Below are 15,957 nucleotides of genomic sequence, written 5' to 3'. Positions count from 1 at the left end.
TCACTTATGCAGGCGTTCAGGCGTTATTCCTACTTACTTCAGGTTGATGATTTTCTTGGCATCCGCCTGGTTCTTCACACCCTTCGCCAGCGCTTGCTGGGCGGCCTGCCTGGCCTCCGGAATGCGACCTTCCGAATGCAGCACGCGTGCCAGATTCAGGTAGGTCTCGCCGTCCTTGGAAAGCGGGGCAGCCTTCTGCCACGCCTCGATCGCCTTGTCCGCCTGCTGCGGGTCGGAGTAGTAGTACGCCTGGGCCAGTGCCAGGTATACCTGATAATCCGGCTTCAGGATGTTTTTCTGCAGGCCATCATTGATAACGGCAATGACGTCCTTTTCTTTGTTCTCGCTGTTGGCGTAGATCGAGTAGAGCTGCTTGTACTCGCGCTCGTCGGTCAGCTGGCCGGCGGCGTACAGCTTGGCCATGACCGCGCCGGCCTGGTCCATCTGGTCGGCCTGCATGTACATGCTGGCCAGGTTCAGCTGGGCCTTCTTGTCGTTCGGGTTCTTGGCGGCCAGCGCTTCGGCCTGCTTGACCGCTTCACCGGTCTGGCCGGCTTCGGCCATGGCAGCCATCAGCAACTGGTTCCAGTTGTCCTTCGGCTCGGGCGAGCCGGCGATGGCCTGCTGCAGCACCGGGATGGCCTCGGCGTAGCGCTCGGCCTGGTACAGCGCCTGGCCCTTGGCGATCAGCTCTTCGGGCTTGTTCGACTTGGTCTCGGCGAAGTACTTGTCCAGCGTGGCCAGGCCTTCGTTGATCTGGTCGTCCTGCAGCTGCAGCTGACCGAGCATCAGCATCGACTGGTAGTGGCCGTTGTTGTCCAGGCCGCCGAGCTGCAGCACCTGCTCCAAATACTTCTTGGCCGAGGCAACGTCGTCCAGCTGGTAGGCGGCCTGCGAGGCGAGCTGCGCGGCCAGCGACTTGTCGTAGGCGTTGGCAGCGGGATTGGCCAGGATCTCGTCGGCCTGCGCGCGCGTCTCCGGGAACTTCTGGTCGTTGTAGCTGTCAATCATTTTCTGCAGCTTCGGGCCGACCTTGGCCGAGGACTTCTGCTCCGGCTCCTGGCGGGTCGCCTGCGGGTAGAGCACTTCGGCCTTGGCCTGCTTCTTCCCGCCACGCGCGCCACGCTCCGACGAGCGGGCCTGGGCGAAGGCATCGGTGATCATGGCGCCACTTACAGCGGTCGCGATGAGGACGGAAAGGACGGCTTGCTTGTGGTTGCTGAAAATCATCTTTCACCTCGATCGAACCGCCGCAGCGGCATCAAAACGGACTGTCAGAAAAATCTGAGCCGCCAAACGTATCAGAAACTGATGGCGTGAGAAATCGTTTCCGATGCTGCAATACAGCATCTTTTAGTCGTATCCGGACGCGTCAGCCGCACTTTGGCCTGCGCCCGGCCGCCTGGGCCTGTTGGTATACACCACTCAGGGACGGCGCGTCTCGCTGAAGTTCACGGATACGGTTGGCAGGATCGGGGTGGGTGGAGAGCCATTGGGGCGAACGACCACCGCTGGCGGCCATCATGTTCTGCCACAGATCCACGGCCTGGGCGGGGTTGAAACCGGCCTCGGCCATCAGCCGTTGGCCGACGATATCGGCCTCGCTTTCCTGGGTCCGGGAGCCGGGCAGCAGGAACGCGGCCTGCGCACCGGCACCGCCAAGCTGGCTGACGGTACTGGCCGCGCCCTCACCGTAGGCTGCGCCGGCAAGTGCCCCGAGCACCGATAGGCCGGTCTGCGCGCCCATCTGGCGGGTGATGCGTTCTTCGTGGTGGCGGGAGATGACGTGCCCGATCTCGTGGCCGATCACTGCGGCCAGCTGATCCTGGTTTTTGGCGACCGTGAAGATGCCGGTATTGACCCCGACTTTGCCGCCGGGCAGGGCGAACGCGTTGGGCTCCTTGTCGACCATCAACGCCGTTTCCCACCGTACGCCACGGTACTGAGGCGGCAACTGGGCGACCAGCGCATTGACCACGCACTGCACGTACGCGGTCTGCTTCGGGTCCTTGCTGAGGGTTCCCTTGGACTTGGTCTCGGTGAACGCCTGCGCGCCCAGTTGGTCCAGTTCCGCCTGCGAAACACCGCCGACCATCTGGCGGCGGCCGGTAGGTGAGGTCGTGGTGGCGCACGCGCTCACCAGCATGGCGATGGCAATTCCCAACAGCACTGGTTTCATGTGCGATCCCCCGTGTTCATGTGCGCAGTGTGGAACGCGGCGACGTAAATTTTCGTCAAGCCGCGTGATCGATCAATGGATGCCCAGGAACATCAGCGCGACCAGGGCGATGCCGTTGTTCAAGGCATGCGCGGCGATCGGCGCCCACAAGGTTCCGGTGCGTTGGTAGAGCCAGGCGAAGGCCGCGCCCATGCCGCCATAGACAAGCCATAGCTGTGCGATTTCCCACGGGCCGTTGGCACTGGTCCCGGGGATTTCATGGACCAGGGCGAACGCCAGGCTGCTCAGGACGATGCCCAATACCGGGCGACCGGCCTGCCACAGGCGACCGAACAGGACACGGCGGAACAACAGCTCTTCATAGGCCGGCGCGAGCACCACGGCAAACAGTGCGAGGAACCAGGGGAAGCGCGTGATCGCCTGTTCCATCAGGGCCAGGTTGGTCGGCACCGGTTCGATGCCCCCCTGCTTGGCCAGCCATGCGATCAGATTGCTGCCGATGATCACACCGGTGGCGACCAGCAGCGTCCACCCCCACGTCGAGGGGCGGCGTGCCGCCTGGAAGGACAGCGCCCGTTCGGCGGGCGTGGCCCGGCGACGGAAGAAATACAGCACCAGCGCAGCGCCGCCGGTGGCGACCAGCGCCATCAGGATCTGGGCGAGGGCACCGGGTTGGCCCAACTGCTGGGTGAGACCGGCCACGGCCGACGCATCCGCGCCGTCGCGGGCGGCCTGGTAGCCAACGATCGCCCCGCGGTACAGCCCCCAGACCAAGCCGCTGATCAGGCTCAGCGACAGCAGCACCAGCACGCCAATGCCCAGGTCGATGAAGAAGCCCGCGAGCGGGGAACCCGGCTTGCGCGGCGATGACGGGACGGCAGGGGGCAGCGGAGGCGTCATGGACGCCGGGGAGGTAGCGGACATCGGATTCCTGGCATCGGGGGGCGATGGCCGGCCAGGGTGCAGGTCGCACCCGGCCGGCCCCGTTCCCGATTGTGTCAGATATCCAGGTTGGCGACCTTCAGCGCATTGTCTTCGATGAAGTCGCGGCGTGGTTCGACCACATCGCCCATCAGCGTGCTGAAGATCTGATCGGCGGCCACGGCGTCCTCGATCCGCACCTGGAGCAGGCGACGGGTGTCGGGATTGACCGTGGTGTCCCAGAGCTGCTCGGGATTCATTTCACCCAGACCCTTGAATCGCTGGATCTGGCGGCCCTTCTTGGCTTCGTCCAGCAGCCAGTTGCGTGCTTCGGCGAAGCTGCCGATCTCGGCAGACTTGGCACCGCGGCTGATCTTCGCACCGGCACGGACCAGACCGTGCAGCAGCAGCGAGGACTGGTGCAGGGCACGCAGTTCACCGGTTTCAAACGCACCCAGCGGCAGCACCTGGATCAGCTGTTCGCCCATGTGGCGACGCGTGACCAGCACGGCGGCCGGACGCTCGTCGGTGGGTTCCTGCAGTTCCAGCGTGTAGCGCGGCGAACCCAGGCTGCCCTGGTTGAGGCGGGTCGCCAGTGCGGCGAGGCCTTCATCGGCGCCGGCCTTGCGCAGGTGCTCCAGATCCATCGGGGTGAAATCGATCAGTGCTTCGAGCACCTGGCGATCATAGCGATGGCCGTTGCGCGCAATGGTTTCCTGCGCCGAAGCATAGGACAGCAACAACTTCTCCAGCGCTACGCCTTCGATGCCCGGTTCGCTTTCGGCCGGGATCAACGAAGCGTTCTCCACCGCGCTGCTGGCCAGGTAGGCATCCAGCGCCGGGTCGTCCTTCAGGTACAGCTCCTGCTTGCCCTGCTTGATCTTGTACAGCGGCGGCAGGCCGATGTAGATGTGGCCACGCTCGATCAGTTCCGGCATCTGACGGTAGAAGAAGGTCAACAGCAGCGTACGGATGTGCGCGCCGTCGACGTCGGCATCGGTCATGATGATGATGCGGTGGTAGCGCAGCTTGTCCGGGTTGTACTCGTCCCGGCCGATGCCGGTGCCCAGCGCGGTGATCAGCGTACCGACCTGATCGGAGGCGAGCATGCGGTCGAAGCGGGCACGTTCCACGTTGAGGATCTTGCCGCGCAGCGGCAGCACCGCCTGGTTCTTGCGGTTGCGGCCCTGCTTGGCCGAGCCACCTGCCGAGTCACCCTCGACGATGAACAGCTCGGACAGCGCCGGATCCTTTTCCTGGCAGTCGGCCAGCTTGCCCGGCAGGCCGGCGATATCCAGCGCGCCCTTGCGGCGGGTCAGATCGCGCGCCTTGCGCGCCGCTTCACGTGCACGCGCCGCGTCCACGATCTTGCCGGCGATCGCCTTGGCTTCGTTCGGGTTTTCCTGGAGGAATTCTTCCAGGCGCTGGCCGAAGGCACTTTCCACCGCCGGGCGCACATCCGAGCTGACCAGCTTTTCCTTGGTCTGGCTGGAGAAGCTCGGGTCCGGCACCTTCACCGACAGCACCGCGATCATGCCTTCGCGCATGTCATCGCCGGTCAGGTTGATCTTGGCCTGCTTGGCGATGCCGTTCTGCTCGATGTAGTTGTTGAGCACACGGGTCAGCGCGCCGCGGAAGCCGGCCAGATGGGTACCGCCGTCCTTCTGCGGAATGTTGTTGGTGAAGCAGTACATCGTTTCCTGGTAGGAATCGGTCCACTGCAGCGCCACGTCCACCACGATGCCGTTGGATTCGCCGGTCACCGAAATCACGTTCGGGTGCAGCGGCGTCTTCAACTGCGCCAGATGCTCCACGAAGCTGCGGATGCCGCCTTCGTAATGGAAGTCGTCGCGGCGGCCATCGCCGCGCTCGTCGACCAGCACGATCTTGACGCCGGAATTGAGGAAGGAGAGCTCGCGCAGGCGGCGGGCCAGGATGTCGTAGTGGAACTCCACGTTGTCGTGGAACGCCTTCACCGACGGCCAGAAGCGCAGGGTAGTACCGCGTTTGGTGCTGGCTTCGACCTGCTTGAGCGAGTTGACCGCAGCACCATCAGCGAATTCCTGCTGGTAGTGGAAGCCGCCTTGGTAGATATCCAGCAGCAGCTTCTGCGAGAGCGCGTTGACCACGCTGACGCCCACGCCGTGCAGACCGCCGGAGACCTTGTAGCTGTTGTCATCGAACTTGCCGCCGGCATGCAGCACCGTCATCACGACTTCGGCTGCAGAGACTTCGCGATCGAGCTTCTTGCTCATCTGCTCGTGCTTGCCGGTCGGGATGCCGCGCCCGTTGTCCGACACCGAGACCGAGCCATCGGCGTGGATCATCACCGACACATGGTCGGCGTGGCCGGCCAAGGCTTCGTCGATGGAGTTGTCGACGCCCTCGAACACCATGTGGTGCAGACCGGTGCCGTCATGGACGTCGCCGATGTACATACCAGGACGCTTGCGGACAGCCTCGAGGCCTTCCAGGGCGGTGATGCTGTTGGCGTCGTAGTTGCCGCTGTTTGCGGGGATGTTCTGTTCTTCAGTCATTGCGCTTGCCGTAGGCTCCGCAGGTCGGTCCGCCGCGGTGAGGCGGGGCGCCGAGTAATAAGGGGTTGCAACAGCAATTATACCAGCCGGGCACTGTGGCCCCTGGGGGACCACTATGGCACAGGCAGGACCTGTCCATGTTCCACGTGGAACCGGGTGATATCTGTCGCGTCCACCAGCGCCGCCGGTACCTCGGTGGCGGTGATGAAGATCTGTGCCGGGCCGGCCTTGAGCCGTTCCAGCACCCGCGCCTGGTGATGGCGATCCAGCTCTGACGACAGATCGTCCAGCGCTATCACCGGCCATTCGCCGCGCTGCTCGGCATAGTCCTCGGCCTGCGCCAGCAGGCAGGTGAGGGCGGTCAGCTTGGCCTGGCCGCGCGAGAGTGCATCCCGGCCCGGAATGGTCTCGAATCCGACGCTCCAGTCCGCCCGGTGCGGGCCGACCGAGGTATAGCCGGCCATTCGGTCACGTTCCCGGGCCAGCAGCAGGGCATCGGAGAGTGAAACCTCCTGTTTGCGCCAACCGGGGCTCAAGCTCAGCGACTGGATCCCCAGATTGGGCGCCAGTACGGCGGCCAGTTCCACGGTCCGTTCCTGGAGCCGTTCCAGGTAATGCTGGCGGCGGGTGGTCAGCGGTTCGCCGGCCTCGGCGAGCTCCCGGTCCCACGCATCCAGCGCGTGCGGGTGCCCGCCTTGCTTGAGCAGGGCATTGCGCTGTTTCAGGGCCCGCGAGTACCGACGCCACAGACCCATGAAGTCTGGTTCCACGTGGAACAAACCCCAATCCAGGAATCGTCGGCGCGGCTCGCCGCCGCCGCTGACCAACGCATGGCTACCGGGCTCGAAGGTGACGACTGCCAGTGCGGCGCAAAGCGTCCCCAGCTGAGCGACATCTTCCCCGTCCAGTCGGCCTTTCCATTCCTGGCCGCTGTGGCGAAGCCCGGCCTTGCGACGGGTCGGGGTATCGGCACCTTCGCGCTGCTCATCCCATTCCACAAACACATCGAGCGCCTCCCGGCCTTGGCGCACCAGGCCATCCCGAACACGGCCGCGAAAACTGCGCCCATACGCCATGACGTGCAGCGCCTCCAGGACACTGGTCTTGCCGGCGCCATTGTCACCGGTGATCAGGTTGATGCCCGGTTGTGGTGCCAGTTCGACGGTATCGAAGCGACGGACCTGGTGCAGGGACAAACGGCGGATGTGCATGCGGACGATCAACGCCGCACGGGGCGGCAGAGGGGTAGGGGGAATCGATCAGCTTACTGCATTGGCCAGGTTCCACGTGGCCGCATGCCCCGCGCGCCGCGGGTGGGCACCTGACCCGTCGCCGAGCGCGGAAGGAGCCGGTCGGTCGTCCGTCTCGGTGTTCAGCGCCGTGGCGGCTCGCTCTACCATGCGGCCATTTCCGGTGGCGCCTACGGTCATTGGGCCAGACAAGCGCGATGTCGGCCACCGACGTCAGCGCCGCGGCCAGAACCGCCACGTGAAACCTCCGCTTTCCGCCCCATGGCCAGCAAGAGGGGGTCTGAATTTCTTCAAATCTGAGGCGCACGCAGCACTGAGGTACTGCAGATTTCAACGAATTCGCGCCGTTTTTTTACCCGCTTTACGAACCAGGACGCGGCAGGAGCGCAGTTTTTTTAAATCTGAACGTTGGCTCGAATCGACCCAACGTAGAACCCGAGCAACGCGCGCAGACCCAAACGAGACTGTCCACACCCGCTCTGTATGGCTTATGCACAGCCTATGGGCAATCTGTGGATAAAAAAGGCCTCTAGAACGGCCTCGAAAGATATCCACAGGATCACCCCCAGGCTCAGACCCTGTTTTACCGGGGGTTTCGAGCCTATATTCCTCTTTAAAACCAAACACTTAACCTACTTTTCAACCAAATCTGGCCCTACCACCACCACCAAGCTTTAGATTTATATACAGTTTTTAAAAGCATAGAGCTGTGATCCAGCCGTTGAAAAGCCGGGTACCGCAGCTCTTCGGAGCGGTCGAGCAATTCGCGCAGTTCGCTCGGTTGACGCATGCAGAATCGACTAGCGCGGCAGCGGTCCGTCGCCATTCTTGCGCTGACCCCGTCGGGTGCCGCACCAACCGAAGCCCCCGGGGCGCAAAACGCGGTCATCACCTCGTGGGCTCGTTTTCCAAGCGCAGGCGCGCTGCTTGGCATCGGGCTCACGAGAGTCGGGCTGCGTCGGCAAGGATCAGACGAGCGGTACGGCTACAGCCAAATCCCAACCGCAAAACAAATGCTCCACGTGGAACATCGTTCTCCCGCCCAAAAAGAAACCCGGCAATGCCGGGCTTCTCATAACCACTCGGTTCCACGTGGAACCTGCACGTCTCAGGTCACAGACGCAGCGGCATCACCACGTGACGTGACTTCTCACTGCTCGCCTCACGGACCAGGGCAGAGGAGTTCGAATCGCGCAGCTGGATCACGACGTGCTCGTCGCGCAGTGCGGACAACGCGTCCAGCAGGTAGTTCACGTTGAAGCCAATGGCCAGATCGCTGACCGTGGTATCGGCCTCGATCTCTTCCTGGGCTTCTTCCTGCTCCGGGTTGTGCGCGCTGATCTTCAGGTTGCCCGGCGAGACTTCCACGCGGATGCCGCGGTACTTCTCGTTGGACAGAATCGCAGCGCGCTGCAGCGAGGCACGCAGGGCTTCGCGATCCACCTTCACTTCGCGGTCGGCACCGATCGGGATGACAGCCTCGTAATCCGGGAACCGGCCGTCGATCAGCTTGGAGGTGAAGGTCACATCGTCGCGCTTGACGCGAACGTGGCTGCGGCCGACTTCCAGCTCGATCTCGCGATCGCCGCTTTCCAGCAGGCGCTGCAGCTCGGTCACGCCCTTGCGCGGCACGATGATCTGACGCTTGGCGCCGCTGGCTTTTTCAAGCTCGGTTTCGCACAGCGCCAGGCGGTGACCGTCGGTCGCCACGGTACGCAGGGCATCGCCACGCAGGTCGAACAGCAGGCCGTTGAGGTAGTAGCGCACGTCCTGCTGGGCCATCGCGAACGCGGTGCGCTCGATCAGCTCCTTCAGGGTCGCTTCGCCGATGGCGACGCGCTCGGTCGCTTCGACTTCGTCGACAGACGGGAAGTCGTTGGCCGGCAACGTTGCCAAGGTGAAGCGGCTGCGCCCGGCCTGCACGGTGATCTTGTCACCGGTCTGCGAGACGGTGATCCGGCTGCCGTCGGGCAGGGCGCGGATGATCTCGAACAGCTTGCGGGCGGGGATGGTGGTCTCGCCGTCCTGGGCATCTTCCACCGCGATCCGCGACACCATTTCCACTTCCAGATCCGTGCCGGTCAGCGACAGCTGTCCGTTCTGGACCTGAACCAGGAAATTAGCCAGAACCGGCAGGGTCTGGCGGCGTTCGACCACGTTGACGACTTGTGCCAACGGCTTGAGAAAGGCTTCGCGCTGCAGTGTGAAACGCATGTGGTTCCGTGCCCCTATGCTTTAAAAAAATGTGGAATAAATCAAAAGCTTGGTGGTGCTGGTAGGGCCAGAATCGCGGGAAAACACGACTAAGCCCTTGTAAACAATAGGGTTTTTGACCGCGAAACCCTCTGCATTACTAGCCCCCAAGGGGTGGGGAAAGGTGTGGATAACTTTACCGTCGAATCGAGCGGCTTTTTTATCCACAACCTATACCTCGCTTACTACCGGATTCTGCACCGTTTTATGCGATGACGCCTTAGCGGCGTACATGCATCATTCGCTCAACTTCCGGATCAGCTTGTCCCAGTCTTCCCGCAACTTGCCGTCCGCTTCCATCAACGTCCGGATCTGCCGGCAGGCATGCAGCACCGTGGTGTGGTCCCGGCCGGCAAAGGCGTCGCCGATTTCCGGCAGGCTGTGCTCGGTCAGTTCCTTGGTCAGGGCCATGGCAACCTGACGGGGACGGGCCAGCGACCGGGTCCGACGCTTGGACAGCAGATCCTTGATCTGCAGCCCGTAGTAGTCGGCCACGGTTTTCTGGATGTTGGGAATGCTGATCGCCTGCTGCTGGGCGCGAAGCAGGTCGCGCAGGGTTTCCTGGGCGAAATCAGTGGTGATCGCACGGCCGGTGAAGTTGGCGCGTGCGGCCAGGGTATTCAACGCACCTTCGAGGTCGCGGACATTGGAGCGCATCTTCTTGGCAATCAGAAACGCCACATCGTCGGGGATATCGGTGCCACGCTCGCGGGCCTTGGCCAGCACGATCGCCGCGCGCGTCTCGAAGTCCGGCGGCTCGATCGCCACCGACAGGCCCCAGGCCAGTCGCGACTTCAGCCGTGCTTCCAGGCCCTCGACTTCGCGCGGGTACCGGTCGCAGGTCAGGATGATCTGCTGCTTGCCGTCGAACAGGGCGTTGAACGTGTGGAAGAACTCTTCCTGGGTGCGGTCCTTGCCGGCGAAGAACTGGATGTCATCGATCAGCAGCGCGTCCACCTGCTGGAACTGGCGCTTGAACTGGTCCATGGTTTTTTCCTGCAGCGCACGGATCATCGCGCTGAAGAACTGTTCCGAACGCAGGTACAGCACCTTGGCCGCCGGGTTGGCCTGACGCATCGCATTGCCGGCCGCGAACATCAGGTGGGTCTTGCCCAGGCCGGTCCCGCCGTACAGCAGCAACGGGTTGTGGGCCCGGTCGCCCGGCTTCTGCGCCGCTTGGAACGCCGCGGCCAGACCCAGCTGGTTGCTGCGGCCTTCCACGAAGTTGGCGAAGGTGTAGTGCGAATCCATGTTGCCGGCGAACGGCACCAGGGGTTCAGCCGGCGCCGCCGGTGCGGACAGGCCCGGAATCGGCGCGATCTGCGCCTCTACCGGACGCGGACGCGAGCCGATTTCAAGAAAAACGTCGCCGAAACCGGCGAAGTGCGCCAGCAGTTCCTTGATGCGCGGCAGATACAGCTCGCGCACCTGGTCGACGATGAAGGCGTTTGGCGCATAAAGCACCAGGCTGTCCGCGCGCAGATCTGCCTGCAGCGGCTTCAACCAGGTGTGAACATCCTCGGGCGGAAACTCCGCTTCGAGGCGTTCGAGAGAACGAGACCAGGCATCCATCGGCAATAATCGTCTGGGGCCAGCGGATAGGCGAACAAAAGCGCCGCACCGCAGGCCGGAAGGGGGGAAGAATGGATGGCGCAGACTACCACCGACGAGGGGGGCCGGGAATGGTTGTCCCAAAGTTATTCACAAAACGATCCACAGCTATTGCACAGCCCGGTGAATTCCCGTAGTGACAGACACTTGACGGGACCTCAATGAGGTCTATAGAATTTCCGGTTCTTTCCGTCCCCTTCATATAGAGGCCCGCATGGCCACCAAGCGCACTTTCCAACCCAGCAACCTCAAGCGTAAGCGCGACCATGGCTTCCGTGCCCGTATGAAGACCGCTGACGGCCGCAAGATCCTGTCGCGTCGCCGCGCCAAGGGCCGTAAAGTCCTGAGCGCTTGATTGCAATGCCGCTTTCCGCGGCAGACGCAATCCTGACTGTGAGCAGTTCCGACCCGCGCAAGCGATTTCCTCGCTCTGCGCGGGTTCGTACGCGTGCCGAATATACAACGGTCTTCAACGGCGCCCGCCGTGTGTCCGATCCGCTGATGACCCTGCACTGGCTGAAGAGCGATACGCCAGCCAGGTTGGGTCTTGCGGTGTCGCGCAAAGTCGATCCCCGAGCCGTGGGTCGCAACCGAGTGAAGCGTGTGCTGCGCGATGCCACACGCCACGTACGGCCGTGGATGAGTGCCGGCGATTACGTCGTCGTTGCCCGTAGTGCCGCCCGTACCGCCAGCAATTCCGAACTCCGCCAGGCCTTTGAACGCCTGCTGCGCCGCCTTGGCGCATTGCCCATGCCGGGCGCGGACGGCACAATGCCGCCGCCCCTGGGCGTTGCACCCCTTTCCCAGTCCGAGCCGGCATTGCGTGCCGGCCCCGTCGAGCCTGCACGCTGATGAACCAGACCCGCGTTTTCCTGATTTTTGCCTGGCTGATGGTGGCCGTGTTGCTGTGGATGGAGTGGGGCCGCGATAAAGCCGCGCCGCCGACCCCGGCCGTGGCCACCCAGACCACCCAGGCCAGCGTGCCGGGTGCGGCTGCCGGGAGCATCCCCGGTGCGCCCGTGCCCCAGGCTGACGGCTCCCTGCCGGCGGCACAGCCGGCCGCCCAGGCCGAGGCCGGTCCGGCCCGCGTGACCATCACCACCGACGTCCTGCGTCTGGTGCTGGACGGTGGCACGGTGCTGGATGCCGAGCTGCTGCAGTTCCCGCAGACCAAGGAAGAAGGCAGCCCGCCGGTCCGCCTGCTGACCGAAGAGGCGACCCACCCGTACCGCGCGGTGAGTGGCTGGATCAGCGAAGACAAGACCATGCCGGTGCCGGCCGCCAACGGCTTCAAGCTGGTCGGTGACAACCACGACTTCGTGCTGGCCAAGGGCCAGGACGAGGTCACGGTGCCCTTCGAATGGACCGGCCCGAACGGGGTGACCATCCGCCGCACCTACTCGCTGGGTCGCAACGAGTACGCGATCACCGTCAAGGATGAGGTCGTCAACGGCGGCAGCGCCCCGTGGAGCGGCTACGTGTTCCGCACCCTGGACCGCACCCCGACCATCCTCTCGCGCAGCATGACCAACCCGGACTCGTTCAGCTTCAACGGCGCGACCTGGTTCAGCCCGCAGGACGGTTACGAGCGTCGCGCGTTCAAGGATTACCTGGACGACGGCCATCTCAACCGCACCATCACCGGCGGCTGGCTGGCGATGCTGCAGCACCACTTCTTCACCGCGTGGATTCCGCAGGCCGACCAGGCCGCGCAGTACTCGCTGGCGCAGAACAACGGGCGCGACCAGATCGAAGCGCGTGGCCCGGCCTTCACCGTGGCCCCGGGCCAGCAGGTCAGCACCGAAGCCCGCCTGTGGGTCGGTCCGAAGCTGGTCAACCTGATCGCCAAGGAAGACGTGAAGGGCCTGGACCGCGTGGTCGACTACAGCCGCTTCTCGCTGATGGCGATCATCGGCCAGGGCCTGTTCTGGGTCCTCAACCAGGTCCACAAGGTCGTCAACAACTGGGGCTGGGCGATCGTCGGCCTGGTGGTGCTGTTGAAGCTGGTGCTGTATCCGCTCTCGGCGGTGCAGTACAAGTCCGGTGCCAAGATGCGTCGCTTCCAGCCGCGCATCGCGCAGCTCAAGGAACGCTATGGCGATGACCGCCAGAAGTTCCAGACCGCGATGATGGAGCTGTACAAGAAAGAGAAGATCAACCCGATGGGCGGCTGTCTGCCGATCCTCATCCAGATGCCGATCTTCTTCGCGCTGTACTGGGTGCTGGTGGAATCGGTGGAACTGCGCCAGGCCCCGTGGCTGGGCTGGATCCAGGATCTGACCGCACGTGACCCGTACTTCATCCTGCCGGTGATCAACGTGGCGGTGATGTGGGCCACCCAGAAGCTGACCCCGGCGCCGGGCATGGACCCGATGCAGGCCAAGATGATGCAGCTGATGCCGCTGGTGTTCGGCGTCATGATGGCCTTCATGCCGTCCGGTCTGGTGCTGTACTGGGTCGTCAACGGTGGCCTGGGCCTGCTCCAGCAGTGGTGGATGACCAAGCGTCATGGCAGCGATCCGCTGCCGGTCGTCACCGCCAAGAAGTAAGCCACACAGGAGACCCGCCGCAAGGCGGGTTTCCTGCATCTGCGGCCCGGCCAACCGTGCGGTCCGTAGAATGCCCCCTGATTCCCCGCACGCTGCAGTGAGCCCGACATGACCCATGCCCCCGACACCATCGTGGCCATCGCCACCGCGCCTGGCGCGGGCGGCGTCGGCATGCTGCGGCTGTCCGGCCCGCAGGCGCGGCCCATCGCCGAGGCGATCGGCGTGCGTGCGATGCAGCCACGCCATGCGCACTACGCGCGCTTGCGCGATGCGGCCGGCGAGGTGATCGACGACGGCATCGCGCTGTGGTTCCCGGCGCCGAACAGCTTCACCGGCGAAGAGGTGGTGGAACTGCAGGGGCATGGCAGCCCGGTGGTGCTCCAGCAGCTGGTCGCGCGCTGCATCGCACTGGGGGCCCGGCAGGCGCGGCCCGGTGAGTTCAGCGAGCGGGCCTTCCTCAACGGCAAGCTCGACCTGGCCCAGGCCGAGGCGATCGCCGATCTGATTGCCGCCAGCGACACCCGCGCAGCGCGCGCGGCCCGCCGCTCGCTGGACGGGGTGTTCTCGCGCCGCGTGGACGAGGTGGCAGAACAGCTTGTTCTGCTGCGGATCCACGTGGAGGCGGCGATCGACTTCGCCGACGAACCGCTCGATACCCTCGGTGGCGCGCAGGTCCGCAGTGGCCTGGTCACCGCGCTGCAGGCGCTGATCCGGCTGCGCGAGGATGCCGAACGCGGCCGCAAGTTGCGCGACGGGCTGCACGCCGTGCTGGTCGGGCCGCCGAACGCCGGCAAGAGTTCGCTGCTCAATGCGCTGGCCGGCAGCGAGCGGGCGATCGTCACCGACATCGCCGGCACCACCCGCGACACCCTGCGCGAGACCATCCGCATCGATGGCCTGGAACTGACCCTGGTGGACACCGCCGGTCTGCGCGAAGGCGGCGATGCGATCGAGCGCGAGGGCATGCGCCGCGCCCGAGAAGAAATGCAGCGCACCGACCTGGCCATCGTGGTGGTCGATGCGCGCGATCCCCAGGCCGGCCGCGACGCAGTGGGCGACAGCATCGCCGACGTGCCGCAGCAGCTGTGGATCCACAACAAGAGTGACCTGCTGGCCGCGATCCCGTCCGACGCCCCGGCGGACGTGGTGCATGTCTCGGCCGCGACCGGCCTCGGCCTGGATCAGCTGCACGCACGCCTGCGCGCGCTGGCCAGCGGCAGTGCCGGCGACAGCGTGGACGGTGAATTCTCCGCGCGCGCCCGCCACGTCGAGGCGATCGGCCAGGCCATCGGCCATGCCGAACGCGCCGAATCGGAGCTGGTCCACGAGCACCTGGAGTTGGCGGCGGAGGAATTGCGCCTGGCCCACGAGGCGCTGGGCGAGATCACCGGGCGGATGAGCGCCGATGATCTGCTCGGGCGGATTTTCTCGAGCTTCTGTATCGGGAAGTAGGCACGCGGCCTTTCTTCGCGCTGTCACACCCTTGCAGCAGACTGACCGTGATCTTTATCGACAGGGATTTGCAGTGTCCAAGCAGTTGTGGGGATGTGTGTTGCTGGTGTCGCTGGCCGTGGCACCATCGGTGGCCATGAGCGCTGAATCGTCTTCCTCCACGCCGGCCAAGGCCGCCGTCTACGGCCACCGCGGCGCCAGTGCGCTGCTGCCCGAGCACACGCTCGCCGCGTACGCGCAGGCCATCGCCGACGGCGCCGACTACATCGAGCCGGACCTGGTGATGACCAAGGACGGCGTGCTGGTATCGCGGCACGAGAACGAGATCGGCGGCACCACCGATGTGGCCGCGCACCCCGAGTTCGCCAGCCGCAGGACCGTCAAGACTATCGACGGTGAGCGCATGGAAGGCTGGTTCACCGAAGATTTCACCTTGGCCGAGCTGAAGACGCTGTACGCCCGCGAGCGCCTGCCGCAGCTGCGCAGCACCGCCTTCGACGGCCAGTTCCGCATCGCCACGCTGGACGAGATCATCGCCTTCCTGGTGCAGCAGGCCGGGCGCGCCAACCGCGGCATCGGGCTGGTGCCGGAGATCAAGCACGGCACCTACTTCACGCGCATCGGCCTGCCGATGGAAGACAAGGTGGTCGCCGCGCTGCAGGGCAACGCCTATACGCGCGTGGCACCGGTGACGATCCAGTCCTTCGAGGTCGGCAACCTGCGTTACCTGCGCGGCAAGCTCGGCCGCGACAGCAACATCCGCCTGCTGCAGTTGCTCGGCGATCCCAAGCAGCAGCCCGGTGACGTGCTGGCCGCCAAGGGCAACCAGCGCTATGCCGACCTGATCACCCCGGCGGGACTGCGCCAGGTCGCAACCTACGCCGACGGCATCGGCCCGAGCCTGCGCATGGTCATTCCACTGGATGCGCAGGGGAAGCTCGGCACCCCGACCTCCCTGGTGCGTGATGCGCATGCGGCCGGGTTGATGGTGGTGCCGTATACGTTCCGGCCGGAGAACTACTTCCAGGCCGCGGAGTTCCGCAGCGGCGAGCCGAATGCCCGCAATGCCGAAGGCTCGGTCGCGGAGATGCGCGCCTACCTGGCCACCGGCATCGATGCGTTCTTCACCGATGACCCGGCGCTGGGCCGGCGTGCGGTGGATGGGGATGGCGTGGCGGCGACCCCGTAGGGCCCCCCCGTTGGTC

12 protein-coding genes are annotated in these 15,957 nt (G+C 64.7%); 5 read left to right on the top strand and 7 right to left on the bottom strand.

All coding sequences use genetic code 11. The features are described from left to right. Positions 1-33: 33 nt before the first annotated feature. The 7 genes from ACE026_RS13780 to dnaA form a co-directional block, all read right to left on the bottom strand. Positions 34-1,230, bottom strand: a complete 1,197-nt coding sequence (locus ACE026_RS13780; protein ID WP_486039415.1) for a tetratricopeptide repeat protein — start codon at positions 1,228-1,230, stop codon at positions 34-36. Positions 1,231-1,372: 142 nt separating this feature from the next. Beyond that, a complete protein-coding gene (locus ACE026_RS13775; protein ID WP_313211272.1) occupies positions 1,373-2,179 on the bottom strand; it encodes a M48 family metallopeptidase in 807 nt (268 codons plus the stop codon). 72 nt (positions 2,180-2,251) lie between these two features. After that, positions 2,252-3,103: a CPBP family intramembrane glutamic endopeptidase gene (locus ACE026_RS13770; protein ID WP_486039414.1), complete on the bottom strand. Its 852-nt coding sequence runs from the start codon at positions 3,101-3,103 to the stop codon at positions 2,252-2,254. 74 nt (positions 3,104-3,177) lie between these two features. Then, the gene (gene gyrB, locus ACE026_RS13765) at positions 3,178-5,637 is read right to left on the bottom strand and encodes a DNA topoisomerase (ATP-hydrolyzing) subunit B (RefSeq protein ID WP_486039413.1); all 2,460 of its coding nucleotides are present in this window, start codon (positions 5,635-5,637) and stop codon (positions 3,178-3,180) included. A gap of 113 nt (positions 5,638-5,750) precedes the next feature. Continuing rightward, positions 5,751-6,848: a DNA replication/repair protein RecF gene (recF, locus tag ACE026_RS13760; protein ID WP_259260735.1), complete on the bottom strand. Its 1,098-nt coding sequence runs from the start codon at positions 6,846-6,848 to the stop codon at positions 5,751-5,753. A gap of 1,152 nt (positions 6,849-8,000) precedes the next feature. Continuing rightward, complete coding sequence (dnaN, locus tag ACE026_RS13755) at positions 8,001-9,101, bottom strand: DNA polymerase III subunit beta (protein ID WP_019184048.1); 1,101 nt, start codon at positions 9,099-9,101, stop codon at positions 8,001-8,003. Between the two features lie 276 nt (positions 9,102-9,377). Next, positions 9,378-10,712, bottom strand: coding sequence for a chromosomal replication initiator protein DnaA (gene dnaA / locus ACE026_RS13750; protein WP_046272260.1), 1,335 nt, complete (start codon positions 10,710-10,712; stop codon positions 9,378-9,380). Between the two features lie 253 nt (positions 10,713-10,965). Between dnaA and rpmH the strand changes: the two genes are divergently transcribed. The 5 genes from rpmH to ACE026_RS13725 all read left to right on the top strand — a co-directional run bounded on the left by rpmH (position 10,966) and on the right by ACE026_RS13725 (position 15,941). Continuing rightward, complete coding sequence (gene rpmH / locus ACE026_RS13745) at positions 10,966-11,106, top strand: 50S ribosomal protein L34 (protein ID WP_006404565.1); 141 nt, start codon at positions 10,966-10,968, stop codon at positions 11,104-11,106. A gap of 5 nt (positions 11,107-11,111) precedes the next feature. Next, positions 11,112-11,603, top strand: a complete 492-nt coding sequence (rnpA, locus tag ACE026_RS13740) for a ribonuclease P protein component (RefSeq protein ID WP_313211276.1) — start codon at positions 11,112-11,114, stop codon at positions 11,601-11,603. Continuing rightward, positions 11,603-13,300 carry a membrane protein insertase YidC gene (gene yidC / locus ACE026_RS13735; RefSeq protein WP_486039412.1) on the top strand — a complete coding sequence of 566 codons (1,698 nt, stop codon included), beginning with the start codon at positions 11,603-11,605 and terminating at the stop codon, positions 13,298-13,300. Before rnpA ends, yidC begins: the two co-directional genes overlap by 1 nt. Before the next feature lie 108 nt (positions 13,301-13,408). Further along, positions 13,409-14,752: a tRNA uridine-5-carboxymethylaminomethyl(34) synthesis GTPase MnmE gene (mnmE, locus tag ACE026_RS13730; RefSeq protein ID WP_486039411.1), complete on the top strand. Its 1,344-nt coding sequence runs from the start codon at positions 13,409-13,411 to the stop codon at positions 14,750-14,752. 136 nt (positions 14,753-14,888) lie between these two features. Then, the gene (locus ACE026_RS13725) at positions 14,889-15,941 is read left to right on the top strand and encodes a glycerophosphodiester phosphodiesterase (RefSeq protein WP_486039465.1); all 1,053 of its coding nucleotides are present in this window, start codon (positions 14,889-14,891) and stop codon (positions 15,939-15,941) included. Positions 15,942-15,957 lie beyond the last annotated feature (16 nt).

It is taken from the genome of Stenotrophomonas sp. AGC87 (genome assembly GCF_057333975.1).
Note: the sequence above shows the minus strand (reverse complement) of the source record. Positions and strands in the feature narration are given on the sequence as shown.

What these genes read in the sequence shown, in the direction of transcription:
- ACE026_RS13770 (WP_486039414.1), bottom strand. Translation starts at nt 3,103, where the DNA reads ATGTCCGCTACCTCCCCGGCGTCCATGACGCCTCCGCTGCCCCCTGCC.
- ACE026_RS13725 (WP_486039465.1), top strand. Translation starts at nt 14,889, where the DNA reads ATGAGCGCTGAATCGTCTTCCTCCACGCCGGCCAAGGCCGCCGTCTAC.
- ACE026_RS13780 (WP_486039415.1), bottom strand. Translation starts at nt 1,230, where the DNA reads ATGATTTTCAGCAACCACAAGCAAGCCGTCCTTTCCGTCCTCATCGCG.
- rnpA (WP_313211276.1), top strand. Translation starts at nt 11,112, where the DNA reads ATGCCGCTTTCCGCGGCAGACGCAATCCTGACTGTGAGCAGTTCCGAC.
- dnaN (WP_019184048.1), bottom strand. Translation starts at nt 9,101, where the DNA reads ATGCGTTTCACACTGCAGCGCGAAGCCTTTCTCAAGCCGTTGGCACAA.
- ACE026_RS13775 (WP_313211272.1), bottom strand. Translation starts at nt 2,179, where the DNA reads ATGAAACCAGTGCTGTTGGGAATTGCCATCGCCATGCTGGTGAGCGCG.
- rpmH (WP_006404565.1), top strand. Translation starts at nt 10,966, where the DNA reads ATGGCCACCAAGCGCACTTTCCAACCCAGCAACCTCAAGCGTAAGCGC.
- recF (WP_259260735.1), bottom strand. Translation starts at nt 6,848, where the DNA reads ATGCACATCCGCCGTTTGTCCCTGCACCAGGTCCGTCGCTTCGATACC.
- gyrB (WP_486039413.1), bottom strand. Translation starts at nt 5,637, where the DNA reads ATGACTGAAGAACAGAACATCCCCGCAAACAGCGGCAACTACGACGCC.
- dnaA (WP_046272260.1), bottom strand. Translation starts at nt 10,712, where the DNA reads ATGGATGCCTGGTCTCGTTCTCTCGAACGCCTCGAAGCGGAGTTTCCG.
- yidC (WP_486039412.1), top strand. Translation starts at nt 11,603, where the DNA reads ATGAACCAGACCCGCGTTTTCCTGATTTTTGCCTGGCTGATGGTGGCC.
- mnmE (WP_486039411.1), top strand. Translation starts at nt 13,409, where the DNA reads ATGACCCATGCCCCCGACACCATCGTGGCCATCGCCACCGCGCCTGGC.